Here is a 25,221-nt window from a genome sequence, read left to right on the forward strand (position 1 = left end):
CGGCGGTCCGCGCGACGCGGGCTGCCTCGCCGCGGCACGCCGACCGTGAAGCGCGGCGCGGCGGTCGGCGCGACGCGGGCCGCGGCGCCGGTCAGACCGTCCTGGACGCGTTCGCGAGTGCCCCGACTGCCCGCAGGATCACCCCCAGGTCGTCCACGGCGCGGTCCGGGTCGACCGGTGCGAACCCGGTGAGGGCGGCACCCACGAGCCGTCGGCCCCGCGTCGCCGCCTGGATGAGCTCGACCAGGCCGGCGCCGTCGAGACCGAAGGGCACCGGTTCGAGGAGCCCGTCGACCTCCGAGGGGTCGAGCACGTCGAGGTCGACGTGCACGAACACCGAGCCGGCTCCGGTGGCGCTGACGGCGGCGGCGACGGCCTCGGCGGTCGCGGCGTCCACGTCGAGGGTGTGGACACCGGCACGCTCGAGCGCGGTCGACTCGCTGTCCTCGGCACCGCGGACGCCCGCGAGGACGACCTTCGACCCGGACAGGACGGGCAGGTCGGGGAACAGGTCGTCCGGTCGGTCGACGACGAGCCGCAGCGCCGCCGCCTCCGCCGCCACCGGCTGGGCACGGTTCAGCGGACGGTAGCCGCTCGACCCCGCGATCCGGACGAAGGCGGTGTCCTCGTCGAGGCCGACGGTCGCGCCGAGGAACGACGAGCCGTCGCCGCCGACGACGAACGGGGCCTCGGGCGCCACGCTGGACTCCTCGGCGACCCGCTCGGCCACCTGGCGGACCGACGTGTAGCGGGCGATCGCGGTCTCGAGTCGGTCGCCGGCGCCCGGTGGCACCTCGACCACCGTCGTCGAGGCACGGGGGAGGTCCGCCGCGATCGCCGCCGCACCGTCCCCGAGCCGCATCGCACGGGACGACGCCGAACCCTGCCACTGACCGACCACGATGAAGTGCATCGTGCCAGTCTGGCAGCCGGGTCCGGCGTCGTCCGGGGTGCGCGCTGGGTGCGTGCTGGGTCAGCCCGCCGAGCGACGGGTCAGATGCTGGACGATCCGCCGCCCTTGAGCGCTGCGAGCCGGGCCTCGACCTCGGCGTCCTTGCCGACGTCCTCGAGGCTCTCGAACTGGGAGTCGAGGCTCGACGACTGGAGCTCCTGCTGCCCGAGGACCTTCGCCTCTTCGCGGCGGACCTTCTCCTCGAAGCGGGTGAGGTCGCTCGTCGGGTCGGTGATGTCGATGTTCCCGATGGCGTCGTTGACCTTCGACTGCGCCTCCGCCGTCTTCTGGCGGGCGACGAGCGAGTCGCGCTTGGACTTGAGCTCCTCGAGCTTCTGCTCCATGCCGGCCAGCCCGGACTTGAGCTTCTCGACCTGCTCGTTCTGCGTCGCGAGCGGCCCCTCGTTGTCCTTGACCTCTTGTTCGGCGGCGATCTGCTTGCCGATGGCGATCTTCGCGAGGTTGTCGAACTTGTCGGCGTCGGCGGTCTTGCCCTCGGCGCGGTACTTGTCCGCCGCTGCCGAGGCGTTGGCGGCCTTCTGGCCCCACTCGGTGGCGGCCTTCTTGTCCTCCTCGTGGTCCTGCTCGAGCAGGCGGAGGTTACCGATGGTCTGCGCGATCGCGGTCTTGGCGTCCGCGATGTTGTTCGTGTAGTCACGCACGAGCTGGTCCAGCATGAGCTGCGGGTCCTCGGCGTTGTCGATGAGCTGGTTCACGTTCGCCCGGATGAGCGAGGAGATGCGACCGAAGATCGTCTGCTTGGCCATTGCTGTTCCCTTTCTGGAGGAGTACCGCTTCGTGCTGTCTGGTCGTGGAGTCGTCGTCTGGGAGCCGTGGAGAAGAGCGGTCCGCTCAGAAGCGGCCGCCGCCGGAGAAGCCGCCGCCGCCCCCGCCGCCTCCGCCGAAGCCTCCGCCGCCACCGCCGAAGCCGCCGCCCCCGAACCCGCCGCCGCCGAACGAGCCGCCGCCGAACGAGCCGCCGCGTCCGCCGAGGAGACCACCGAGGACGAGCCCGGTGACGAGCCCGCCGAGCTGTGCGCCGTTGCCGCCGCCCCCGGCACCGGGCCAGCCGCCCATGTCGTTGCCGGCCTCGTCCATCGCGGCGGCGGCGTACTGCTCGGCCGCGCGTGCGGCCTGGAGCGCCTGCCCCGGGTTCGTCGCGGCGAGGTCGACCGCGTCGTCGAGGGCGCGCTCGGCTTCGGACAGTCGGGTCCGTGCCGTCGGTCCGACCGCTCCACGACGCAGGGCGATGTACTCGCGAGCCTGGCTGATCCGGGAGCGGGCGTCGCGCAGGGCGTCGTCGAGTGCTCGTGCGGCGCGCTGGTTCTGCTCCTCGACACCTCGTGCGGTCGCGAGCGCGGCGTCGATGTCGGTGTTCGCCTTCGTCAGAGCGTCGACGGCGGAGATCGGGTCCTTCGGGTCGATGCCCTGCCGCAGGACCGTCTCGGCCTGGGTCACGGCCGCCACGAGCTCGGGACTGTCCGTTCGCATCGACCGTGCGGCTGCGACGTCGCCCTCGACGTCGGCGCGCATCGCCTGGGCGCGTGCCGACGCCTCGGCGAAGGTCGTCTCGGCGGCGGTGGCGGAGGCCGTCAGCTGCTGCACCTGCGCGAGGGCGTGCTGGGCGTCCCGCACGGCGACGACCGCTTCGCCCTTGTCGCCGGCCGCGATCGCCGCGGTCGCCGCTGCGGACCGTTCCGTCGCGTAGTCGAGCACCTGCTTCGCCTGGTCGACGTTGTCCGACACCGTGGCGAGGGTCCGGCCGGAGTACGTCGCACGGACCCGCTCGAGTGCGGCCGAGGCGGCGGCGACGGACGCGGGCGCCGAGGCGACGTCCGCTGCGAGGGCGGTCGACGCGTCCTCGACGCCGTCCTCGAGCGAGCGGAGCTTGTCGAAGGACTGGGTCTGCGCCTCGATCGCGGCGTGCGCCTGCTCGCAGATGGCGATGATCTGGTTCGCCCACTCGGCGCGCTGCTGCGGGGTGTCCGGGATCTCGTCGTCGAGCTGCTGCTGGAACGTGAACGCCTGGCGGACGTTGCGCTTCGCGGTGGCCACGGCGTCGGCGAAGGGCTTCGCGGCGTCGGCGCCGAACTGGGCGGTGGCGAACCCGACCTCCTGCTCGGCGGTCTTCAGTTCGTCGTCGATCGTGACGAGGGCACCCCCGGCGGTGCGTTCGAGACCCGCGAGGGACTCCTCCTGCGCCTTGGTCGCCGCCGCGGTGCGGCGTTTGTTGCGCGCACGGACGACGAGCACCACGACGACGATCGCGACCACGACGACGAGCAGCACGACCCACAGTGCGGTGAGGTTCGGCGGGTCCTGCGTCTGGGCGAGCCCGTCGGCGAACGCGGTCGCGGCCGCCGCCCAGTTGCCGTCCCGGAGCTGCGGCACGGCGTCGTCCTGGTAGGCGTTCTCGACGTCGGACGACGTCAGGTCGGTCTCGTTCGTCTGGTGGACGTCCGCGATGCGGTCGTCGACCGCCACCGCGAGCACGATGCTGTCCGAGTCGATCTGGTTCTGCTGGCGGAACGCGTCGCCCCACGCGGTGTGGTCGGACGGGTCCGAGAAGGTCGGGACGTACACGACGTAGAGCTGGGTCTTCGTCCTGTCGTAGAGGTCCTGCACGGCCTGTTCCACCTGCGACTGCTGCGCGGAGGTCAGGGCGTCCGCCTGGTCGACGACGTACGCGCCGCCTTGGAGCTGGAAGGGGGCGGTGGCGTGCGACGCGGTCGCGGGTGCGAGGACGAGGAACGCGGCGAGCAGGGCGGTCACCAGGCGGGTGGTCCACCGGAGCACAGGACGTGACGTCCCGCTCCCCGGACCGGGTCCGGCCTCGTTCGAGCGTCCGCCGTGGACCGTGCGCATCCGTCCTCCATCCGAGCCGCGGGACCCGTCCTCGTGCCCCGGGACGGCTCCCGGGGGTGCCGCCGCCCGGAGTCTATCCAGAGCGCGCACGAGTCGGACCGGCCATCTCGGGACTGTGCATGAACATTCGTCATCCGCACAGGTGCCGGACGTTTGTCCCCCACATCGGGGTATGCTGACGCCACTGTTCGACGACGAGCGGAAGGGGACAGCAATGGAGCGAACACTGAACACCGAGGTCGTCCCGCTCGAGGACGGCTACCACCGGGTGTCGACGCCGGCGAGCGGCGTGATCGGTTTCGTGCGCGAGGAGGACGGCCGGTACGAGGTCCTCCGTGGACGCGTGCGCCAGGCGACGCGGTCCGAGGGGCTCTACAGCACGATGAACGTCGCGCTGATCGCGCTCACGCACGCCTGAGACCACGCACGACTGCGTCGTCACGGACCGCACCACCTCCCCCACGTAGGCTTCCTGCGTGGGTGAGTCGTGCCTCCAGTCCGTCGTCGTGACGCTCCGTCCGGCGGGCGCGGACCGTGCAGCCGACCGGGAGGCCCTGGTCGCCGCCGTCGCGTCGGTGACGGGCGCGGACGTGGTCGGGGTGCGCACGGGGCGCGGCTGCCCGCACTGCGGCAGCACCGCGCACGGTCGACCGTGGGCCACCGTCGGTGGCCGGGAGGTCGGCGTGAGCCTGTCCCGAACCGCGGGCGTGACCGCCCTCGCGGTCGCGCCCGACGCCGTCGGGGTCGACGTCGAGCGCGTGTCCCGGGTGGCGCGCGCGCCGCTCGACGCCTTCACGTGTGGGGAGATCGACCGTGCCGCGGGCGACGTCGGGGTGCTCGCGGCCTGCTGGGCGGCGAAGGAGGCCGTCCTCAAGCGGGACGGTCGGGGCCTCCGGGTGGACCCGCGGTCGGTCGACGTCGACGTCGAGCGCGGCACGGTCGTCCTCGACGGAGCGGCACAGGCGGTCGTCCTCGTGCGGCCCGAGCACGACCTCGTGGTCGCGGTCGCCGCAGGGGGAGCACCGGTCACCTGGGGAGCGTGAGCACCTCGGCGCCGTCCTCGGTGATCGCGATCGTGTGCTCGGTGTGCGCCGTCCGGGCCCCGGTGGCGCTGCGGAGCGTCCAGCCGTCCGGGTCGGTGACGAGGACGTCGGTGTCGGCCATCACCCAGGGCTCCAGCGCGAGGAGGAGCCCCGGGCGGAGGGTGTAGCCGCGTCCGGGCCGTCCGGTGTTCGACACGTGCGGGTCCTGGTGCATGGTCGACCCGATGCCGTGGCCGCCGAACTCGACGTTGACCGGGTAGCCCGCGTCCTCCAGCACGGTGCCGATCGCGTGCGACAGGTCCCCGGTACGGGCGCCGGGGCGTGCGGCGGCGATGCCCGCGGCGAGGGCGCGTTCGGTCGCGTCGATCAGCGCGGCGTCGGCGGGGTCCACGGTCCCCACGACGAAGCTGATCGCCGCGTCGGCGGCGATGCCGTCGAGCGACACGGCGAGGTCGAGGGTGAGCAGGTCACCGTCCGCGAGCGCCCGGTCGTGGGGGAGCCCGTGCAGGACGGCGTCGTTCACGGCGGTGCAGACGTGGTGGCCGAACGGGCCGCGGCCGAACGACGGGGCGTAGTCGACGTAGCAGGACTCGGCGCCGGCGTCCTCGATGAGCTGCTTCGTCCACCGGTCGATCTCGAGCAGGTTCGTGCCGACGCGCGTGCGGTCGCGGAGGGTCTGCAGGATCGTGCCGACGAGCGCTCCGGTGCGGCGGGCGCGGTCGACCTCGGCCGGGGTCAGGATCTCGATCACGGGATGATCGTACCGGTATTACTATCGGTGCATGGTCCGTCTGCCGCTCAGTCCCGTCGAACTCGCCCGCGGTCGTGCCCTCGGGGCGCTGCTCCGCGCCGCCCGAGCCGATCGGTCGATGCTCGACGTCGCGCTCGCGGCCGGGGTGTCGCCCGAGACCCTGCGGAAGATCGAGACCGGACGCATCGCGACGCCGTCGTTCGGGACCGTCGCGGCGGTGGCAGCGGTCGTGGGACTCTCGCTCGACGAGGTCTGGCGTGAGGTGCGTCGGGCCGGGGAGGTCGTCGTCGTCGACGAGCCCGCGGGCGTCGCCTGACGCCGCCAGCGACACGCCCGCGCCCGCGCCGCGCCCGCGCCGCGCCCGCGCGCGGACGTCGCCTGACGCTGCCCGCCGGCAGCTCGGCTCGCGTTGCTCCGACGCCGTGGGTCGTCAGGCAGCGGGCAGCTCGGGGACGCCCGGTTCCTCGATCCAGGGTGCCGTCACGGCTCGGACGGCGTCGACGGACACCCCCGCGCTGCCGGCGAAGGCGTCGAGCACGTGCTCGGGGGCGACGGACGCGTGCCGGTGTCGCTCGGTGATCGTCCGGAGGCCGGCGAAGAACGCGGCGTCGCCGAACGTCCGGCGGACCGCGTGCAGGGCCAGGGCGCCGCGCTTGTAGACCCGGTCGTCGAACATGTCGCGGGCGCCCGGGTCGCCGACCACGAGGTCCTGCGGCTGGTCGAGCAGTCCCTGCCGGTACCGCGCGGCGAGCACGTCGGCCGTCTCCCCGCCCCGGTGCTCGGACCACAGCCACTCGGCGTAGCAGGCGAAGCCCTCGTGCAGCCAGATGTCGCGCCAGCGTGCGACGGTCACCGAGTTGCCGAACCACTGGTGGGCGAGTTCGTGCGCGATGAGCCGGTCGGTGCCGTGCTCGCCGTCGACGTGGTTCCGGCCGAAGACGGCGAGACCGTGGGCCTCGAGCGGGATCTCGAGCTCGTCGTCGGTCACGACCACGCCGTACGCGGGGAACGGGTACGGGCCGAACCGGTCGGCGTAGAGCGCGAGCATGTCCGGCACGCGGCCGAAGTCGGTCTTCGCCGCGGCCTGGAGGTCCGCCGGGTGGTGCAGCGTCACCGGGACGTGCGGGCTCCGGAGCTTCGTCGTGCGGTACCGACCGATCTGCACGGTCGCGAGGTACGTCGCCATGGGCTCGGTCGTCGCGTACGTCCAGGTCGTGCCGGCCCGCGCACGGTCGGTGCCGAGCAGCTCGCCGTTCGCGAGGACGTCGTACGCGGCCTCGGCGGTGATCTCGAACCGGTACGTGGCCTTGTCGTCGGGTCGGTCGTTGCACGGGAACCACGACGGCGCCCCCGTCGGCTGCGCGGCGACGATGACGCCGTCGGAGAGCTCCTCCCAGCCGACCTGTCCCCAGGGGCTCCGGATCGGCCGCGGTGTGCCGCGGTACTTGACGTGGACGGTGAACTCCGTACCGGCCGCGATCGGCTCCTGCGGCGTCACCGTCAGCTTGTGGGTCGCGGTGCCGACTTTCTTCGCGCGCTTCCCGTCGACGTCGACCCGGTCGACCGTGAGGCCGTGCAGGTCGATGACGACCCGGTCGAGGGTCTCGTGCGCCTGCGCCGTGACGGTCGCGGTGCCGTCGAGGCGGTTCGTCGCGACGCGGTACCCGAGCCGGAGCTCGTAGTGCACCGCGCTCCACCGACGGTCGCCGCTGTGCGGGGTGTACGGGTCGGCGCTGGTCATCGGCTTCACGGTGCCGCTCAGTCTGGCACGACCACGGAGCCGTCCGTCCCGGCAGCGCGCTCCGCGGCCGGAGCGTCGGACGGCGCGGTGCCGCCGGACGGCGCGGTGCCTCCGGACGGCGCGGTGCCGTCCGACGGCGCGGTGCCGCCGGGCGCAGGATCGCCGGACGCGGGATCGCCGGACAGCCACGGCGGCGCGGCCCACGGCGCGATGGGGTTCCCCGACCACAGCGACCCGGCCGGCACCTGCTCCCCGCGCATCACGAGCGACGCCGGCCCGACCGTCGACCCCGCGCCGAGCCCCGCCGCCGGCAGGACGACGCTGTGCGGCCCGAGCGTCGCGCCGGCGTCGAGCCAGACGGCGTCGAGCTGCATCACCCGGTCGTGGAACAGGTGCGTCTGCACGACGGTCCCGCGCGACACGGTGGCGCCGTCGCCGATCGCCACGAGGTCGGCCTCGGGGAGCCAGTACGTCTCGATCCACGTCCCGCGGCCGATCCGCGCACCGAGCGTCCGCAGCCACGCCGCGAGCGCCGGGGTCCCCGTGCACTGCTCCGCGAACCACGGCCGAGCGACGGTCTCGACGAAGGTGTCCTGCACCTCGTTCCGCCACACGAACGACGACCACAGCGGGTGCTCGCCCGCGTCGATCCGCCCGACGAAGGCCCACTTCGCCGTGGTCGACACCGCGGCCGCGACCGCACCGGCGACGATGAGCACCGGACCCGCGAGCAGGACGGTCCAGCCGAGCCCGATCGTCGACCACAGGCCGAGGAGCGTCCCGACGACGCCGAGTGCGATCGCCGCCGACACCATCGGCGCCAGGAGCCGCAGCAGCTCCCAGCAGCCGCGCGCGACCTTGAGCCTCCGTGGCGGCCGGAACGTGCGCTCCTCGTCGAACGTCGTCGTCGCCCGCCGCAGCCGCACGGGCGGGGTCCCGAGCCACGACGAACCGCGCTTGGCCTTCTTCGGCACCGCGGAGAGCACGGCCACCAGGGCTTCGCGGGGGACCGACCGCCCGGCACCCGTCATCCCCGAGTTCCCGAGGAACGCGCGACGACCCACCTTCGACCGACCGATCGTCACCCGACCGCCGCCGAGCTCGTACGTCGCGACCATCGTGTCGTCGGCGAGGAACGCCCCCGACGCGATCTGCGTCAGCGCCGGGATGAGCAGGACCGTCGAGATCTCGGTGTTCCGTCCGACCCGCGCGCCCAGCAGCCGGAGCCACAGCGGCGTCACGAGCGAGGCGTACACCGGGAAGAGCAGCGTCCGCGCAGCGTCGAGCACCCGCTCGGTCGTCCACACCTGCCAGCCGATCCGGCTCCGCACCGGGTGCCGTCCCTCGTGCAGCCCCAGGCCGAGCAGCCGCACCGACGCGACCACCAGCAGTGCGTAGACGAGCCCGGCGACGACCGTCGCGAGCGGCACCACCGCGAGCGCACGGAGCACCGCCGCCCCGAGGCTCGGCGCCGCACCCACCAGCGCCGCCGTCACCGCGAGTCCCACCGCGACCCCTATGACGGGCAGCCCGGCCACCGCGACCGAGCCGACCCCGTACGCGACGAGCCAGCGTCGACGGGAGGCGGGTCGTGCCTCCCGGTCGTGCCGAGCCGACCCCACGCGCTCCGCCGGCGAACCCGCCCACCGCTCGCCGTCGGGGACCCGGCCCGTCACCGACGAACCGGGTTCGACCTCGGCGCCGGCCCCCACGTGCGCGCCCGGCAGCAGCGTCGACCGGCTCCGCACCACCGCGTCCGCGTCCACCCGCACCGGCCCGAGCCGGAACACGTCCCCGTCCACCCAGTGCCCCGCGAGGTCCACCTCGGGCTCGATCGACGCCCTGGCCCCCACCCGCAGCATCCCCGTCACCGGGGGCAGCGCGTGCAGGTCCACGTCCCGCCCGATCCGTGCCCCGAGCGCACGCGCGTAGTAGCTGATCCACGGCGCACCGGCCGTCGACGGACCGTCCACCGCCTCCGCGATCCGCTCCGCGAGCCACACCCGCACGTGCACCGACCCGCCACGCGGATGGTCGCCCGGCCGGACACCCAGCAGCAGCAGCCGCGCGAGCAGCACCGTCACCGCCATCTTCCCCACCGGGGTGACGAACACCAGCAGCGCGAGCACGAGCCACGGCCACGGCACCGACGGCAGGAACGGCAACGACGTCGCGTGCAGGACGGTCGACACCAGCGACGTCCACGTCAGCACCCGCAACCCGCGGAGCACCTGCACCGGCAGCCCGAGCACCGTCAGCAGGAACCCCGTCGCCGGGGACACCGGCGCCACCGGGCGCTCCGACGCCTCCGCCGCACCGGACTCGTCCAGCGCCGCGGCCAACGCACCGATCCGGGGGTGGTCGTACACGTCCGCCACGGTCGTCGTCGGGAACCTCTCGCGGATCGCCGACACCAGCTGCGCCGCCGTCAACGACCCGCCACCGTGCGCGAAGAAGTCGTCGTCCACACCCGTCACCGGCACCCCGAGGATCGCCGACCACCGCTCCGCGATCCACGCCACCGTCTCCGGCAGGTCCGCGACGTCCGCGACCCCCGGCAGCGGCCACGGCAGCGCCGCACGGTCCACCTTGCCTGACGTCCGCGTCGGCAGCGAGTCCACGACCGCCACCAGCGGCACCAGCGCCGCCGGCAGCTCCTCGCGCAACCGTGCGTTCGCCGCCGCCACGTCCACCGCCCGCCCCGCCACCGGCGCCACGTACCCGACCAGCACCTGGTTGCCCGCCGGCGTCCGCTGCACCACCGCAGCACCACCGGCCACCCCGTCCAACGCCTGCAGCGCCGCGTCCACCTCACCCAGCTCGATCCGCCGACCACCGAGCTTCACCTGGTCGTCCGCCCGACCCTGGAACACCAGCCCCTCGGGCTCGTACCGCACCAGGTCACCGCTCCGGTACGCCCGCTCCCACCCGAGCTCCGGGAACGCCGCGTACTTCTCCGCGTCCTTCGCGGGGTCCAGGTACCGCCCCAGCCCGACCCCGCCGATCACCAGCTCGCCGACACCACCCGGCGCGACCCGCTGCCCGGCATCGTCCACCACCGCCAGGTCCCATCCGTCCAACGGCAGCCCGATCCGCACCGGTGCGCTCCCGTCCATGAGCGCACCACACGCCACCACGGTCGCCTCGGTCGGCCCGTACGTGTTCCACAGCTCCCGGCCCCGCGACGCGATCCGAGCCGCCAGCTCCGGGGGACACGCCTCACCACCGAAGATCACCAGCCGGACCTGCTCCAGCGCGTCGTCCGGCCACAGCGCCGCGAGCGTCGGCACCGTCGACACCACCGTGATCGTGTGCGCGATCAACCACGGCCCGAGGTCCACCCCCGTCCGCACCAGCGACCGCGGCGCCGGCACCAGGCACGCACCGTGCCCCCACGCCAGCCACATCTCCTCGCACGACGCGTCGAACGCCACGCTCAACCCCGCCAGCACCCGGTCACCCGGGCCGATCGGGGCGTCCTGCAGGAACATCCGCGCCTCGGCGTCCACGAACGCCGCAGCACTCAGGTGCGTCACCGCCACGCCCTTCGGCACCCCGGTCGACCCCGAGGTGAAGATGATCCACGCGTCGTCCTCCAGCCGGGGGAGGTCAGCGCTCGCCGCGGGGTCGGTCACCGGCAGGGGCGTGCCCTCGCGGTCGGCGAGCACCCCGCCTGCTCCGATGACCCCCACGACACCGGCCTCGCCGAAGACGAGCATCGCCCGCTCCTCGGGGTCGTCGGCGTCGACCGGGACGTACGCGGCGCCGGCCGCCAGCAGCGCGAGGATCGACACGTAGAGGTCGCGCCCGCCGGACGGGATGCGGACGCCGACCCGGTCGCCGCGACGGACGCCTCGGCGTGCGAGGTCGTCGGCCTGCGCGTGCACGGCCGCCAGCAGGGCCCGGTAGTCGAGGGTGCCGTCGGGGTCCTCGAGGGCGAGGGCGTCCGGATGCGTCGTCGCGGTCTCGGTGAGGACGTCGAGGAGGGTCCGGGGCGCGGGCGCGTGTGCGCCGCGCGCGAGCTCGAGCTGCGGGTTCCCGGTGGCGCTGGTCATCGAGTCCTCTCCCTGGTCGTGTGCTGGGCGACCGGGCCGTGATCCTAGGGGGTCGACGTGACGCGTCGGGAAACACCGCTGCGAGCCGTCGCGCGACACGCCTGGTCCGGGAGGGTGCCGGAGACCTGCTACGGTTGGTGACACCCCGGGCCCCCATAGCTCAGGGGATAGAGCACTGCCCTCCGGAGGCAGGGGCGGAGGTTCGAATCCTCCTGGGGGCACAAGGGAAACCCCCACTCACCGAGTGGGGGTTTCGTGGTTTCAGGGGTGACCACAGGACGGCCGGGAGGCACGGGGCGGGGCCGCCACGGGCCTCCAGGCCGGCATCTGGTCGCGTCTACTTCGCGGTCGGCTTCACGACGCCGCGCACGGCGTCCACCACTGGCTGGGCGCCACCCGGCTCGGTGAAGAGCGTCGACGACGCGGTGATCCAGTACGGGTCCGCGAACGCGTCCGCCCGCCCGACCCCGTCGTCCGCCAGGTCGAAGTACCCCTCGACCGTGTAGGTCGGCACCGATCCGCCCCGCTGGTACAGCGCGTCCTTGAGGTTCGTGAGCGACTTCTCAGGCAGGTCGGCGACGGCGAACGCGATCGTCACGGAGTGGTCCGACACCTCGCGGAACTGGCACGCGCGCCCCCGCTGCTGGACGATCCGGGCCGCCGGTGTGCCCTTCGCGGGCCGGTAGGACTCGACCTGCTCGAACGCCTGGCCGTACACCGCGAGCGACTCGAGGGGGAGCAGCTCCGCGCACGTCTGCGACACGGGCTTCCCGATCGGCGTCGCGGACGGCGTCGGACCCGCTCCGCCGCCGCCGGAGCACGCGGCGAGCACGGCGACGGACGTGGTCGCGAGGACGGCGGCGCTGATCGCCCGGACGCGGCTGCGGGAGGTCATCCGGCCATGATGGCGCATCGTCCGGGGAGGCCCGTGGACGCCGGTAGGATCGACCGCTATGACACCAGCCGAACTCTCCGCCGCGTACCTGTCGATCCTGACGGGGATCGTGGAGCGACGAGGTGCCTCGGACACGGTGACGGTCGAGGAGTCGCACGCGGCCCTCGAACGGCCGAAGAACCGGGCGCACGGTGACTGGGCGTCGAACGCCGCGATGCAGCTGGCGAAGCGCCTCGGGACGAACCCGCGCGAGCTCGCGACCGAGATCGCGGGGGAGCTGACCGAGCTCGACGGCGTGGCCTCGGTCGACGTCGCCGGCCCCGGGTTCATCAACATCACGCTCGACGCGGCCGCCGCCGGCGCGATCGCCAAGACCATCGTCGACGAGGGCGCCGCGTTCGGGCAGGGCGACCTGTACGACGGGGTGAAGATCGACCTCGAATTCGTCTCCGCGAACCCGACCGGTCCGATCCACATGGGCGGCGTCCGCTGGGCCGCGGTCGGCGACAGCCTCGCCCGCGTGTTCGAGGCGCAGGGCGGACTCGTCACCCGCGAGTACTACTTCAACGACCACGGCGCGCAGATCGACCGCTTCGCGCGGTCCCTCGTCGCGTCGGCGCTCGGCGAGCCCACGCCCGAGGACGGCTACGGCGGCGCGTACATCGGCGAGATCGCGGCGCGCGTGATCGCCACGCTGCCGGCCGGCACCGACGTGCGGGACCTGCCGCGCGACGAGGCACAGGAGCTGTTCCGGCGCGAGGGCGTCGAGTTCATGTTCGCGGACATCAAGTCGTCGCTGCACGACTTCGGCGTCGACTTCGACGTGTACTTCCACGAGAACTCGCTGCACGAGTCGAAGGCCGTCGAGCGGGCCATCGAGCGGCTGCAGTCGCTCGGCGAGATGTACGAGGCCGAGGGTGCGCTCTGGCTCCGCACGACCGACTTCGGCGACGACCGGGACCGCGTCGTCATCAAGTCGGACGGGCAGCCGGCCTACATCGCGGGCGACCTGGCGTACTACCTCGACAAGCGCGAGCGCGGCTTCGAGCGGAACCTCATCATGCTCGGCGCCGACCACCACGGCTACGTCGGCCGCATGATGGCGATATGCGCGGCGTTCGGTGACGAGCCCGGCACGAACCTCGAGATCCTCATCGGGCAGATGGTCAACCTGCTCAAGGACGGCGAGCCGATGCGCATGTCGAAGCGCAACGGCACGATCGTCACGATGGAGGACCTCGTCGACGCCGTCGGTGTCGACGCCGGCCGGTACGCCCTCGTGCGCTTCGCGAGCGACACCTCGATCGACATCGACCTCGACCTGCTCACGAAGCGGACCAACGACAACCCGGTCTTCTACGTGCAGTACGCCCACGCCCGCACGCAGTCGGTCGCCCGCAACGCCGCCGCATCCGGGGTCGACCGGTCCGCGTTCGACGCCTCGCTCCTGACGCACGAGACCGAGAGCACCCTCGTCGGGGCCCTCGCCGAGTACCCGCGGGTCGTCCGGCAGGCCGCCGAGCTCCGCGAGCCGCACCGCATCGCGCGCTACATCGAGCAGCTCGCGGGGCTGTACCACCGCTGGTACGACTCCTGCCGCGTGACACCGCTCGGGGACGAGGCCGTGACGGACCTCCACCGCACGCGCCTCTGGCTGAACGACGCCACCGGTCAGGTCATCCGCAACGGCCTCGGCCTCCTCGGGGTGAGTGCGCCCGAGCGCATGTAGCGGGGGCGCTGCGCCGCCACACGCGGGCGCGGCCCAACCGAAGACACTCGGCACCACGGTTCCCCTTGGTGCCGGATGTCTTCGGTCGTGCGGATGCAGCTGGCGCCGGACGCGCCGGACGCGCCGGGACGCCCTCGCCGAGGGCGCCCGCTCCGCCGCGTGCGCCGCACAACCAGAGTCGTTCCGAACCACGCGGACGCGCGGTTCGGAACGACTCTGGTTGTGCGAACACAGACCGCGCCGCGCCACCCCGCGCCACCGCCTACCGCGCCACCCCGCGCAGCGCACCACCCCGCCGCACCCAGCGCACCCGCGGCGGACGCCCACCGGGCGCACGCCGCGCCTCCAGGCTGGCTGACGGTGGGTGCTGGCAGGGTGGGACGCATGACCGCCGCCCCCGCCGCCCGCCCGAAGCGCCGCCGCTGGCCGATCGTCCTCGTCGTCGTGCTCGTCGTCCTCGCCGCCCTCGTGGTGATCGCCGAGTTCGTCCTCCGCGGTGTCGTCGACCGGATCATCGCCCAACAGGTCGAGCAGTCGCTCCCCGAGGGCACCACCGGTCAGGTCGACGCGCACGCGGACGGCATCGTCATCCCGCAGCTCATCGGCGGGACGCTCGACCAGGTCGAGATCTCCTCGCGGAAGATCACGGTCGACGGCATCCCGCTCGCCGCCGACGTCACCGTGCACGACGTGCCCGTCGACGGCAAGGGGGACGTACGCGACCTCGACGGCACCGTGACCCTCGCCTCGAGCAGCGTCTCCGACCTCGCGAAGTACAGCCCGCTGTTCGAACGCCTGAAGCTCGTCGACGGCGGGGTCGAGCTCTCCGGCAAGACGGCCGTCCTCGGCTACGACATCACCTACGCCGCGCGCGGCGACGTCGTGACGCAGGACGACGGCAAGGGCGTGACGATCACCCCGAAGAGCGTCCGCATCACCAACTCGTCGCTCGGCCTCAAGGTCGACTCGATCCCCGGCGTCACGAACGTCCCGGTCGAGGTGTGCACCGCACGCTTCCTGCCGTCCCAGCTCGCGGTGCGCGACCTCGACATCACGGCACGCGACGCGACCGTCCGCGTCACCGCGGACTCCCTGCCACTCAGCGAGGAAGGGCTGCGGTCCGTGGGGTCCTGCTCGTAACACCGGACGGGAGGCTCCTCACGGCTCGGTAGGATCGGGTCCCGTGAGCGAGAACCCCCTTGCCCCGCCGCGGCTGCGGTTCCCGACGGACGCCTCCGCGCTGACGGCGCGCATCTGGCCCGCGTCCGCGACCCGGACGGACGACGGCGAGCTCGCCGTGGGCGGGATCACCGCATCGGACCTCGCCCGGCAGTTCGGCACACCCCTCTACGTGGTCGACGAGCGCGACGTGCAGTCCCGAGCCGTGCGTGTGCGGACCGCCTTCTCGGACGCGTTCGGCCGGATCGGCACCCGTGCGCACGTCTACTACGCCGGCAAGGCGTTCCTGACGACCCAGGTCGCCGCGTGGATGGCCGAGGCGGACCTCCGCGTCGACGTCTGCACCGGCGGGGAGCTCGCGGTCGCCCTGGCCGGCGGTGTCGACCCGGGGATGCTCGGCTTCCACGGCAACGACAAGTCCGACGCCGAGATCGCCCGCGCCGTCGAGGTCGGGGTCGGCACGATCGTCCTCGACAGCCACGAGGAGGTGCAGCGCGTCGCCCGGGCCGCCGCCGACGCCGGTGTCGTGCAGCGCGTCCGCATCCGGATTAACAGCGGTGTGCACGCCTCCACGCACGAGTACCTCGCCACCGCCCGCGAGGACCAGAAGTTCGGCATCCCGCTGACCGAGGCCGAGCAGGCCGCGGCGGCGGTCCGCGCGGAGCCCTCCCTCGCGTTCGTCGGCCTGCACTCGCACATCGGCTCGCAGATCTTCGACGAGTCCGGCTTCCGCGAGGCCGCCCGGCGCCTCATGGACGTGCACGCAGCGCTCGTGGCCACGGGGCCGGTGCCGGAGCTCAACCTCGGCGGAGGATGGGGCATCGACTACACCGAGGCCGACTCGGCGTTCGCGCCCGAGGACGTCGCCGAGGCCCTCGCCACGATCGTCGCCGAGGCCTGCGCGGAACGCGGGATCCCGGTGCCCGAGATCGCGGTGGAACCCGGTCGGTACATCGTCGGCCCCGCCGGCATCACGCTCTACTCCGTCGGCACGATCAAGCCCGTGACGCTGGAGCTCGACGCGCCCGTGTCCGAGGCGACCGCGACCCGCACGTACGTGTCCGTCGACGGCGGCATGAGCGACAACGCCCGCCCCGCGCTGTACGGCGCCGACTACACCGCCCGTCTCGTCCGGAGCTCGGACGCGCCGGCGGTGCTCAGCCGGGTCGTCGGCAAGCACTGCGAGAGCGGCGACGTCGTCGTGCAGGACGAGTACCTGCCGGGCGACGTGCACCGCGGCGACCTCCTCGCGGTCGCCGCGACCGGTGCCTACTGCTGGAGCCTCGCGAGCAACTACAACCACGTCGGTCGCCCGCCGGTCGTCGCCGTGGCGGACGGCACAGCCCGTATCCTCGTCCGGGGCGAGTCGATCGACGACCTGCTCGCCCGTGACACCGGGGTCGTCCCCGCACCCGGCCCCGGCCGGTGACACACCCGAACGACAGGAACCACCCCCAGATGATCGAATACCGCAACGTCCGCGTCGCCCTGCTCGGAGCCGGCTCGGTCGGGTCGCAGGTGGCGCGGCTCCTCCTGGAGCACGGCGACGAACTCGCCTCGCGTGCCGGCGCCGGCCTCGAGCTCGTCGGGATCGCCGTCCGCGACACCGAGGCGGAGCGGGACGTCGACCTGCCGAAGGACCTCTTCACGACCGACGCCGAGTCGCTGATCCTGGGTGCCGACATCGTCGTCGAGCTCATCGGCGGCATCGAGCCGGCGCGGACGCTCGTCCTCCAGGCGCTGCAGTCCGGCGCGGACGTCGTCACGGGCAACAAGGCGCTCCTCGCGACCCACGGACCGGAGCTCTTCGCCGCCGCCGAGCAGGTGGGTGCGCAGCTCTACTACGAGGCCGCCGTCGCCGGGGCGATCCCGATCATCCGCCCGCTGCACGACTCCCTCGCCGGTGACCGCATCGTCCGCATCATGGGCATCGTCAACGGCACCACGAACTTCATCCTCGACCTGATGGACCGCCAGGGCGCGACGTTCGAGGACGCCCTCGCCACCGCGACCGAGCTCGGGTACGCCGAGGCCGACCCGACCGCCGACATCGAGGGCTACGACGCCGCGCAGAAGGCCGCGATCCTCGCCTCGCTCGCGTTCCACACCTCGGTGCCGCTCGTCGCCGTCCACCGGGAGGGCATCACCGCGATCACGATCGACCAGGTCCGCGCGGCCCGGAAGGCCGGCTACGTCGTGAAGATCCTCGCGACGGCCGAGCGCCTGACCGACGAGGACGGCCGCGAGGGCGTCTCCGCCCGCGTCTACCCGGCGCTCGTGCCGGAGTCGCACCCGCTCGCGAGCGTGCACGGCGCGAAGAACGCCGTGTTCGTCGAGGCCGAGGCCGCTGGCGACCTCATGTTCTACGGCGCCGGAGCCGGCGGCGTCGAGACGGCCTCCGCCGTCCTCGGCGACCTCGTGTCCGCCGCGCGCCGACACGTCATCGGCGGCCCCGGCGTCGCCGAGTCGACCCAGGCGGACCTGCCCGTGTTCCCGATCGGGACCGTGCGCACCCGCTACCAGATCACGCTCGACGTCGCGGACGCCCCCGGTGTCCTGTCGACGGTCGCGGGCGTCCTGGCCAAGCACGGCGTCAGCGTGGAGACGGTCGAACAGACCAGCGCGCTGCAGACGGACGCTCCCGGTGCCGACCGCACCGGTGCGACCGCGACGCTCGTCATCGGCACCCACCTGGCGCGCGAGTCCGACCTCGACGACACCGTGGTGGCGCTCCGCAACGAGGACGTCGTCGCCGAGATCACCAGCGTGTTGCGGGTCGTCGGCGGCTGAGCCGCACGCACCCCCACGCACCCGAACAGCACACCGATACAAAGGGGAGCCTGATGGCCCACCAGTGGCAGGGAGTCCTGCGCGAGTACGCCGACCGTCTCGACGTGACCGAGGCGACGCCCGTCGTCACCCTCGGCGAGGGCGGCACCCCGCTCATCCCGGCGCGACGGCTCTCCGAGCGCACCGGGGCGGACGTCTACGTCAAGTTCGAGGGCATGAACCCGACGGGTTCGTTCAAGGACCGCGGCATGACGATGGCGATCTCGAAGGCCGTCGAGCACGGCGCCAAGGCCGTCATCTGCGCCTCGACCGGCAACACGAGTGCGTCGGCCGCCGCGTACGCCACGCACGCGGGCATCACCGCCGCGGTGCTCGTCCCCGAGGGCAAGATCGCGATGGGCAAGCTCAGCCAGGCGATCGCGCACGACGGGCAGCTGCTCCAGGTGCAGGGCAACTTCGACGACTGCCTCGACATCGCGCGCGACCTCGCGGCGAACTACCCGGTGCACCTCGTCAACTCGGTGAACAACGACCGCATCGAGGGTCAGAAGACCGCTGCGTTCGAGGTCGTCGACGTCCTCGGTGACGCGCCGGACTTCCACTTCCTGCCCGTCGGCAACGCCGGCAACTACACGGCGTACTCCCGCGGCTACCGCGAGGACGTCGCCGCCGGTCGTTCGTCGAAGCTCCCGCGCATGTTCGGCTTCCAAGCCGCAGGCTCGGCCCCGATCGTCCGCGGTGAGGTCGTCCCGAAGCCCGAGACGATCGCGTCCGCCATCCGCATCGGCAACCCCGCCTCGTGGCAGTACGCCCTCGACGCGCGCGAGGAGACCGACGGCTACTTCGGCGCCATCTCCGACGAGGCGATCCTCGCCGCGCACCACATCCTGTCGGCCGAGGTCGGCGTCTTCGTCGAGCCGGCCTCCGCGATCGGTGTCGCCGGGCTCCTCGAGCGCGCTGATGCCGGTGTCGTCGGCAAGGGCGCGAAGGTCGTCATCACGGTGACCGGCCACGGCCTGAAGGACCCGCAGTGGGCCCTCCGCACCGAGGACGGCAGCGAGGTCCAGCCCACGGTCGTGCCGGTGGACACGAAGTCCGTCGCCGACGTGCTCGGACTGGTCGGCGCCGAGTGAGCACGCACCGCTCGTCCGGACCGGGGGAGGGCGCGACCGCCCAGCACGCTGTACCGGCCGGACGGGCGGTACGCGTCCGGGTGCCGGCGACGTCGGCGAACCTCGGGCCGGGGTTCGACTCGCTCGGGCTCGCGCTGTCGCTGTACGACGAGGTGACCGTGCGTGTCCGGCCGGAGCCCGGTGCGACCGTGACGGTCGAGGGCGTCGGTGCCGGCGAGGTCGCCACGGACGACACCAACCTCGTCGTCCAGGCCGTCCGCCGAGGGCTCGCGGCCGGTGGCGTGACCGAGCAGCCGGGTCTCGAGCTGCACGCGGTCAACGCCATCCCGCACGGCCGCGGACTCGGGTCGAGCGCGGCGGCGATCGTCGCCGGACTCATGGCGGCGCGGGGTCTCCTCGCGGGGGTCGTCGACCTCGACGCCTCGACGCTCCTGACGCTCGCCACGGAGATGGAGGGGCACCCGGACAACGTCGCGCCGGCGCTCTTCGGCGGCCTCACCATCGCATGGATGACCGCGGACGGGCCGGCGTACAAGCGGCTGCTCGTGCACCGCGGCGTCTCGCCGGTGGTCTTCGTGCCGACCTCGACGCTGTCGACCAAGCTCGCACGGTCCCTGCAGCCCGCGAGCGTGCCCCACGAGGACGCCGCGTTCAACGTGTCGCGGTCGGCGCTCCTCGTCGCGGCACTGATCCAGAGCCCCGAGCTGCTCCTGGCGGCGACCGAGGACCGTCTGCACCAGGCGTACCGGGCGAGCGCCATGCCCGAGACCGACGCGCTCATCGGGCTCCTGCGGCAGCACGGGCTCGCGGCGGTCGTCTCCGGGGCCGGCCCGAGCCTCCTCGTCCTCGGCAGCGATCCGGCGCAGCGGCTCACCGCGGCGGACCTCGTGACGCGACACGCGGAGTCGGACTGGCGCCCGCTCATGCTGGCCGTGGACCTGGGTGGTGCTACAGTGGCAGCGCACTCGGCGCTCCAAGCCGATCCCGCATAGGCAGCAGGAACGATCCTCGCCGGTGCAGGGTCCGGTGCGCGGGGGCAATCTCTTTCTGATCACCGTTTCCCGGTCCGTCGTCTGAACGACGGTCAGTGCACCCCTGTGCATCCGGGGCGGTGGAAACTCTCCGCGTTCTGCGGTTCGAAAGGAAACACCGACCTTGACGAACGTCAACGACTCCACCCCGGTGGAGATCCCCAGCGACCTGCGCGCCCTCCGCCTCCCGGAGCTCCAGCGCATCGCTTCCTCCCTCGGCATCACGGGCCTGTCGAAGATGCGCAAGGGCGACCTCATCGCCACGATCGAGGACAAGCGCCCCGCGACGGCCGACGCCCCCGCCGCCGAGGCCCCGGTCGTCGAGCAGCCGACGCTGCCCGAGCCCGCCACCGAGCAGCTGACGGCCGAGCCGGCCGCTGCGCCGGAGCCGGCCGCCCAGCAGCAGTCCGCGCAGGACGCGACCTCGGGCGCCGCCACCGGCGCCGAGGCGACCGACCAGCCGACCGGCGGCCGTGCGCGTCGCTCGCGCCGTGCCTCCTCGGCGGGCACCGTCAACGCGGCGCCGACGTCGGCGTCCGAGCACCAGAACCACGGGCACACCGGCACCGAGGACCTCCTCGCCGGGCTCGACCAGGTCCGCGCCGAGAAGGACGCGCAAGAGGCCGCGCAGGCTGCCGGCCAGCGCCGCGGGCGCGGCCAGCAGCAGGACGGTCAGCAGCAGGGCGGCCAGCAGGCCGGCCAGGAGGCCCAGGACGACTCCGCCACGCAGGCGGGCGAGCAGGGCGGCGAGTCCGGCGAGGGCGACCAGCAGGGCGAGGGCGGCTCGCGTCGCGGACGCCGCAGCCGTGGTCGTGGTCGTGGGCGTGGCCAGAACGCCGAGAACGGCGAGCAGAACGGCCAGGGCGGCAACGGTCAGGGCGGGAACGGCCAGGGCGGCAACGACCAGCAGGGCCAACAGAAGCAGGACGACCAGAACGGTCAGCAGAAGCAGGGCCAGCAGAAGCAGAACGGCCAGCAGAAGCAGGACGACCAGAACGGTCAGCAGAAGCAGGGCCAGCAGAACGGCCAGCAGAAGCAGAACAACCAGAACGGCCCGCAGCAGGACGCGCAGGAGGGCGAGGGCCGCAGCCGTCGTCAGCGTGACCGCAAGCGCGGCCGTGGCGGCCAGCAGGACGACCTCGAGCCGGAGGTCACCGAGGACGACGTCCTCATCCCGATCGCGGGCATCCTCGACGTCCTGGACAACTACGCCTTCGTGCGGACGACCGGTTACCTGCCCGGCCCGAGCGACGTCTACGTCTCGCTCGGCCAGGTGAAGAAGTACCACCTCCGCAAGGGCGACGCGATCGTCGGCTCGATCAAGCAGCCCCAGGGCGGCGAGCAGCAGAGCCGTCAGAAGTACAACGCGCTCGTCAAGGTCGACACCGTCAACGGGCAGACCGCGGAGGAGGCGGCGGCCCGCAAGGACTTCTCCGACCTCACGCCCCTGTACCCGAACGAGCGTCTGCGCCTCGAGACCGAGCCGCAGAAGCTGTCGACGCGGATCATCGACCTCGTGTCGCCGATCGGCAAGGGCCAGCGCGGCCTCATCGTCTCGCCGCCCAAGGCCGGCAAGACGGTCGTGCTCCAGGCCATCGCCAACGCGATCGCGAAGAACAACCCCGAGGCGCACCTCATGGTCGTGCTCGTGGACGAGCGGCCCGAAGAGGTCACCGACATGCAGCGCTCGGTGAAGGGCGAGGTCATCGCCTCGACCTTCGACCGTCCGGCGGAGGACCACACCACGGTCGCCGAGCTCGCCATCGAGCGTGCGAAGCGCCTGGTCGAGCTCGGTCACGACGTCGTCGTGCTGCTCGACTCGATCACGCGCCTCGGTCGCGCCTACAACCTGGCGACGCCGGCCTCCGGTCGCGTGCTCTCCGGTGGCGTCGACTCGGCCGCGCTCTACCCGCCGAAGCGCTTCTTCGGCGCGGCGCGCAACATCGAGGACGGCGGCTCGCTGACCATCCTCGCGACCGCGCTCGTCGAGACCGGATCCAAGATGGACGAGGTCATCTTCGAGGAGTTCAAGGGCACCGGCAACATGGAGCTCCGCCTCAACCGCCACCTCGCGGACAAGCGGATCTTCCCGGCCGTCGACGTCAACGCCTCCGGCACCCGTCGCGAGGAGCAGCTGCTCTCCGCCGACGAGGTCAAGATCACGTGGCGCCTGCGCCGGGCCCTCGCCGGGCTCGACCCGCAGCAGGCCCTCGAGATCGTGCTGCGGAACCTCAAGGAGACGCAGTCGAACGTCGAGTTCCTGGTCCAGGTGCAGAAGTCGGTCCCCACGACCGGCGGGCACCACAACGGCCACCAGGAGTAACCGGTGTTCGAGTCGGTAGCGGGGCTGCTGGCGGAACACGAGGACCTGACGCAGCAGCTGTCGGACCCCGCGCTCCACGCCGATCCGGTCCGTGCGAAGAAGGTGAACCGGCGGTACGCCGAGCTCAACCAGATCAAGTCCGCGTACGAGTCCTGGCAGGCGGCGGGGGACGACCTCGCCGCCGCCCGGGAACTCGCGCGCGAGGACGAGGCGTTCGCGGACGAGGTCCCCGCGCTCGAGGAGCAGCTGCAGGAGCGCCAGGAGCGTCTCCGTCGGCTGCTCATCCCGCGCGACCCCGACGACGGCCGCGACGTCATCATGGAGATCAAGGGCGGTGAGGGCGGCGAGGAGTCGGCGCTCTTCGCGGCCGACCTCCTGCGGATGTACTCGCACTACGCCGAGACGAAGGGCTGGAAGGTCGAGCTCCTCGAGCGCACCGAGTCCGACCTCGGCGGCTACAAGGACGTGCAGGTCGCGATCAAGTCGAACGCGACCGACCCGTCCCAGGGCGTCTGGGCGCACCTGAAGTACGAGGGTGGCGTGCACCGCGTGCAGCGGGTGCCGGCGACCGAGTCGCAGGGGCGCATCCACACGTCGACCACGGGCGTGCTGGTGTTCCCCGAGGTCGACGAGCCCGAAGAGGTCCAGATCAACCAGAACGACCTCAAGATCGACGTGTACCGGTCCTCCGGTCCCGGCGGTCAGTCGGTGAACACGACGGACTCCGCGGTCCGCATCACCCACCTGCCCACGGGCATCACGGTGGCGATGCAGAACGAGAAGTCGCAGCTGCAGAACCGCGAGGCCGGCATGCGCGTCCTCCGTGCACGCATCCTCGCGAAGCAGCAGGAGGAGCTCGACGCGATCGCCTCGGACGCGCGCAAGTCGCAGATCCGCGGCATGGACCGTTCCGAGCGCATCCGCACGTACAACTTCCCGGAGAACCGCATCGCGGATCACCGGACCGGCTACAAGGCGTACGACCTCGACCGGGTGATGAACGGCGCGCTCGAACCCGTCATCCAGTCCGCCATCACGGCGGACGAAGAGGCCCGCCTGGCCGCCATCGGCGACCAGGACGCGTGACCGAACCCCGCCGGGAGGCTCGGATCACCGCCGACACTCCCGTCCCGTTCGCTGCGGATCGCCTGCTCGAGCAGGCGACCGCGGCGCTCGACGGTGCCGGTGTCCCGACTCCACTGGTCGACGCCGAGCTCCTGCTCGCCTGGGCGACCGACACCTCGCGCGGCGCCGTCCAGGCCCGGGCGCTGACCGGGGGAGCGATCGCACCGGAGCACGTCGAGCGCTTCCGTCACGCGGTCGCTCGCCGGACCACCCGCGAGCCGCTCCAGCACATCACGGGCGAGGCGCACTTCCGTGCCCTCACGCTCGCGGTGGGACCGGGCGTGTTCGTCCCGCGACCAGAGACCGAGGGCGTCGTGCAGTTCGGCATCGACGCGCTCCGCGCCACCGCGCTGCCCGCGCCCGTGGCCGTCGACCTGGGCTCCGGCAGCGGTGCCATCGCCATCGCGATGGACACCGAGGTGCCGAACGCGGTCGTGTACGCGGTCGAGCGCTCACCCGAGGCCCTGCCGTGGACCCGACGCAACGTGGACGCCCACGGCGGCACCGTCCGGCTCGTCGAGGGCGACCTCGCCGACGCGCTGCCCGAGCTCGACGGCACCGTCTCCGTCGTCGTGTCGAACCCGCCGTACGTCCCCGACGACATGGTGCCGGTCGACCCCGAGGTCCGGGACCACGACCCGTCGCTCGCGCTGTACGGGGGAGCGGACGGCCTCGACGCCGTCCGTGCGCTCACCGAGACCGCCTGGCGCCTCCTCGTGCCCGGCGGCCTGCTCGTCGTCGAGCACGCGGAACAGCAGGGTGCGGGCGTCCGCGAGGTCCTCGCCGCGCGGGGGTTCCGTTCCCCGGAGACGCACGTCGACCTGACCGGCCGCGACCGCACCACGACGGCCACCCGCTGACGCGACCCGCGGGCGGACGCGAGCCGTGCCTCCCGGCCGGTCGTGACGCGGCGCGTCGATCAGGCGACGGGGGAGGCGACCCGCTCCTGCTCCTGTTCCGCGACGAAGGCGCGGACCGCCTCGCGGAGATCGGTGTGCTCCTCGACCAGGACGGCGTGGATGCCGACGCTCCGCGCGCCCTCGACGTTGACCGGCATGTCGTCGGCGAAGAAGGTGCGCTCGGCCGGGACGCCGTGGTGCTCGAGCGCCCGCAGGAAGACCTCGGGTTCGGGCTTGCGTGCACCGAAGTTGCTCGTCGTGTCGAGGTGGTCGCCGAAGACCGCCGCGAGGGACGGCACCCACCGCGCGATCCAGCGCCCGGCGAGCGGACCGTTGTTCGTCAGCAGCCCGACGCGCCCGTGCTCGGCCGCGATCCGGACCGCCTCGACCCGCTCGGGCAGCTCGGTCATCGCCGCGCCGCGGAAGCGTGCCCACTCGGACTCCGGGACGTCGCAGCCCATCGCGTCCTCGAACGCGGCGAGGTAGGCGTCCCCGTCGGGCCAGTGGCCGGCCTCGGCCCTGGCCTCGTTCCCGCAGTCCCACCAGCGGCGGCGGAGCTCGGCGAAGTCGTGTCCGGTGAACTCGGCGAGGGCCTCCATCCGCACGCGCCAGTCGTAGCGGACGAGGACCTCGTCCATGTCGAACAGGAAGAGGAGCGGGGGCACGGCGGTCTCGTTCACGATGCCACCCATTGTGTCGCACTATCATCG

General features: G+C 72.8%; 20 protein-coding genes and 1 tRNA gene. 13 read left to right on the forward strand and 8 right to left on the reverse strand.

All coding sequences use genetic code 11. The features are described from left to right. Positions 1-91: 91 nt before the first annotated feature. The 3 genes from QPJ90_RS12630 to QPJ90_RS12640 form a co-directional block, all read right to left on the reverse strand. Complete coding sequence (locus tag QPJ90_RS12630; RefSeq protein WP_290131551.1) at positions 92-913, reverse strand: arginase family protein; 822 nt, start codon at positions 911-913, stop codon at positions 92-94. Between the two features lie 80 nt (positions 914-993). Then, the gene (locus tag QPJ90_RS12635; RefSeq protein WP_290131552.1) at positions 994-1,719 is read right to left on the reverse strand and encodes a PspA/IM30 family protein; all 726 of its coding nucleotides are present in this window, start codon (positions 1,717-1,719) and stop codon (positions 994-996) included. An 85-nt stretch (positions 1,720-1,804) separates the two neighbouring features. After that, positions 1,805-3,724, reverse strand: coding sequence for a TPM domain-containing protein (locus QPJ90_RS12640; RefSeq protein ID WP_290131553.1), 1,920 nt, complete (start codon positions 3,722-3,724; stop codon positions 1,805-1,807). Between the two features lie 307 nt (positions 3,725-4,031). Between QPJ90_RS12640 and QPJ90_RS12645 the strand changes: the two genes are divergently transcribed. Both QPJ90_RS12645 and QPJ90_RS12650 read left to right on the forward strand, forming a co-directional pair. Next, on the forward strand, positions 4,032-4,235 hold the full coding sequence (locus QPJ90_RS12645; RefSeq protein WP_290131554.1) for a hypothetical protein: 204 nt from the start codon (positions 4,032-4,034) through the stop codon (positions 4,233-4,235). 58 nt (positions 4,236-4,293) lie between these two features. Further along, entirely contained in the window at positions 4,294-4,860 is a 567-nt protein-coding gene (locus tag QPJ90_RS12650; protein ID WP_290131555.1) for a 4'-phosphopantetheinyl transferase superfamily protein, read from the forward strand. On the opposite strand, the gene map is transcribed toward QPJ90_RS12650, so the two are convergent. Continuing rightward, positions 4,844-5,611, reverse strand: coding sequence for a type I methionyl aminopeptidase (gene map / locus QPJ90_RS12655; RefSeq protein ID WP_290131556.1), 768 nt, complete (start codon positions 5,609-5,611; stop codon positions 4,844-4,846). The two genes, QPJ90_RS12650 and map, sit on opposite strands and share 17 nt — an antisense overlap. A 31-nt stretch (positions 5,612-5,642) precedes the next feature. On the opposite strand from map, the gene QPJ90_RS12660 reads away from it, so the two are divergent. Further along, positions 5,643-5,927: a helix-turn-helix transcriptional regulator gene (locus QPJ90_RS12660; protein ID WP_290131557.1), complete on the forward strand. Its 285-nt coding sequence runs from the start codon at positions 5,643-5,645 to the stop codon at positions 5,925-5,927. A 114-nt stretch (positions 5,928-6,041) separates the two neighbouring features. On the opposite strand, the gene QPJ90_RS12665 is transcribed toward QPJ90_RS12660, so the two are convergent. Together QPJ90_RS12665 and QPJ90_RS12670 are read right to left on the reverse strand one after the other, a co-directional pair. After that, positions 6,042-7,352 (reverse strand): M1 family metallopeptidase, encoded by a 1,311-nt coding sequence (locus QPJ90_RS12665; protein ID WP_290131558.1) that lies wholly within the window; start codon positions 7,350-7,352, stop codon positions 6,042-6,044. A gap of 17 nt (positions 7,353-7,369) precedes the next feature. After that, positions 7,370-11,407 (reverse strand): Pls/PosA family non-ribosomal peptide synthetase, encoded by a 4,038-nt coding sequence (locus QPJ90_RS12670; RefSeq protein WP_290131559.1) that lies wholly within the window; start codon positions 11,405-11,407, stop codon positions 7,370-7,372. A gap of 149 nt (positions 11,408-11,556) precedes the next feature. Here QPJ90_RS12670 and QPJ90_RS12675 point away from each other — a divergent pair. Then, positions 11,557-11,628: transfer RNA gene (locus tag QPJ90_RS12675), tRNA-Arg, on the forward strand. Positions 11,629-11,744: 116 nt separating this feature from the next. On the opposite strand, the gene QPJ90_RS12680 is transcribed toward QPJ90_RS12675, so the two are convergent. Beyond that, a complete protein-coding gene (locus QPJ90_RS12680) occupies positions 11,745-12,302 on the reverse strand; it encodes a hypothetical protein (RefSeq protein ID WP_290131560.1) in 558 nt (185 codons plus the stop codon). 58 nt (positions 12,303-12,360) lie between these two features. On the opposite strand from QPJ90_RS12680, the gene argS reads away from it, so the two are divergent. The 9 genes from argS to prmC all read left to right on the forward strand — a co-directional run bounded on the left by argS (position 12,361) and on the right by prmC (position 24,472). Further along, complete coding sequence (gene argS, locus QPJ90_RS12685; RefSeq protein ID WP_290131561.1) at positions 12,361-14,031, forward strand: arginine--tRNA ligase; 1,671 nt, start codon at positions 12,361-12,363, stop codon at positions 14,029-14,031. A gap of 384 nt (positions 14,032-14,415) precedes the next feature. Further along, a complete protein-coding gene (locus tag QPJ90_RS12690; protein WP_290131562.1) occupies positions 14,416-15,171 on the forward strand; it encodes an LmeA family phospholipid-binding protein in 756 nt (251 codons plus the stop codon). A gap of 43 nt (positions 15,172-15,214) precedes the next feature. Then, complete coding sequence (lysA, locus tag QPJ90_RS12695) at positions 15,215-16,639, forward strand: diaminopimelate decarboxylase (RefSeq protein WP_290131563.1); 1,425 nt, start codon at positions 15,215-15,217, stop codon at positions 16,637-16,639. Positions 16,640-16,668: 29 nt separating this feature from the next. Next, positions 16,669-18,000, forward strand: a complete 1,332-nt coding sequence (locus tag QPJ90_RS12700; protein WP_290131564.1) for a homoserine dehydrogenase — start codon at positions 16,669-16,671, stop codon at positions 17,998-18,000. A 53-nt stretch (positions 18,001-18,053) separates the two neighbouring features. Then, positions 18,054-19,133, forward strand: a complete 1,080-nt coding sequence (thrC, locus tag QPJ90_RS12705) for a threonine synthase (RefSeq protein ID WP_290131565.1) — start codon at positions 18,054-18,056, stop codon at positions 19,131-19,133. Positions 19,134-19,213: 80 nt separating this feature from the next. Further along, entirely contained in the window at positions 19,214-20,125 is a 912-nt protein-coding gene (thrB, locus tag QPJ90_RS12710; RefSeq protein ID WP_290131566.1) for a homoserine kinase, read from the forward strand. 163 nt (positions 20,126-20,288) lie between these two features. Then, positions 20,289-22,487 carry a transcription termination factor Rho gene (rho, locus tag QPJ90_RS12715; protein ID WP_290131567.1) on the forward strand — a complete coding sequence of 733 codons (2,199 nt, stop codon included), beginning with the start codon at positions 20,289-20,291 and terminating at the stop codon, positions 22,485-22,487. Positions 22,488-22,490: 3 nt separating this feature from the next. Then, positions 22,491-23,573: a peptide chain release factor 1 gene (gene prfA, locus QPJ90_RS12720; RefSeq protein ID WP_290131568.1), complete on the forward strand. Its 1,083-nt coding sequence runs from the start codon at positions 22,491-22,493 to the stop codon at positions 23,571-23,573. Positions 23,574-23,635: 62 nt separating this feature from the next. Then, positions 23,636-24,472 (forward strand): peptide chain release factor N(5)-glutamine methyltransferase, encoded by an 837-nt coding sequence (prmC, locus tag QPJ90_RS12725; protein ID WP_290134226.1) that lies wholly within the window; start codon positions 23,636-23,638, stop codon positions 24,470-24,472. Between the two features lie 59 nt (positions 24,473-24,531). Here prmC and QPJ90_RS12730 read toward each other — a convergent pair whose 3' ends face one another. Continuing rightward, the gene (locus QPJ90_RS12730) at positions 24,532-25,191 is read right to left on the reverse strand and encodes an HAD-IA family hydrolase (protein WP_290131569.1); all 660 of its coding nucleotides are present in this window, start codon (positions 25,189-25,191) and stop codon (positions 24,532-24,534) included. Positions 25,192-25,221 lie beyond the last annotated feature (30 nt).

The organism is Curtobacterium sp. 458 (assembly GCF_030406605.1).
Taxonomy (GTDB): domain Bacteria; phylum Actinomycetota; class Actinomycetes; order Actinomycetales; family Microbacteriaceae; genus Curtobacterium.

Bases quoted from the DNA above. Each gene is read 5' to 3' on its own strand.
- QPJ90_RS12690 (WP_290131562.1), top strand. From the start codon at position 14,416: ATGACCGCCGCCCCCGCCGCCCGCCCGAAGCGCCGCCGCTGGCCGATC.
- QPJ90_RS12635 (WP_290131552.1), bottom strand. From the start codon at position 1,719: ATGGCCAAGCAGACGATCTTCGGTCGCATCTCCTCGCTCATCCGGGCG.
- QPJ90_RS12670 (WP_290131559.1), bottom strand. From the start codon at position 11,407: ATGACCAGCGCCACCGGGAACCCGCAGCTCGAGCTCGCGCGCGGCGCA.
- QPJ90_RS12645 (WP_290131554.1), top strand. From the start codon at position 4,032: ATGGAGCGAACACTGAACACCGAGGTCGTCCCGCTCGAGGACGGCTAC.
- QPJ90_RS12700 (WP_290131564.1), top strand. From the start codon at position 16,669: ATGATCGAATACCGCAACGTCCGCGTCGCCCTGCTCGGAGCCGGCTCG.
- QPJ90_RS12680 (WP_290131560.1), bottom strand. From the start codon at position 12,302: ATGACCTCCCGCAGCCGCGTCCGGGCGATCAGCGCCGCCGTCCTCGCG.
- QPJ90_RS12660 (WP_290131557.1), top strand. From the start codon at position 5,643: ATGGTCCGTCTGCCGCTCAGTCCCGTCGAACTCGCCCGCGGTCGTGCC.
- thrC (WP_290131565.1), top strand. From the start codon at position 18,054: ATGGCCCACCAGTGGCAGGGAGTCCTGCGCGAGTACGCCGACCGTCTC.
- QPJ90_RS12665 (WP_290131558.1), bottom strand. From the start codon at position 7,352: ATGACCAGCGCCGACCCGTACACCCCGCACAGCGGCGACCGTCGGTGG.
- argS (WP_290131561.1), top strand. From the start codon at position 12,361: ATGACACCAGCCGAACTCTCCGCCGCGTACCTGTCGATCCTGACGGGG.
- QPJ90_RS12630 (WP_290131551.1), bottom strand. From the start codon at position 913: ATGCACTTCATCGTGGTCGGTCAGTGGCAGGGTTCGGCGTCGTCCCGT.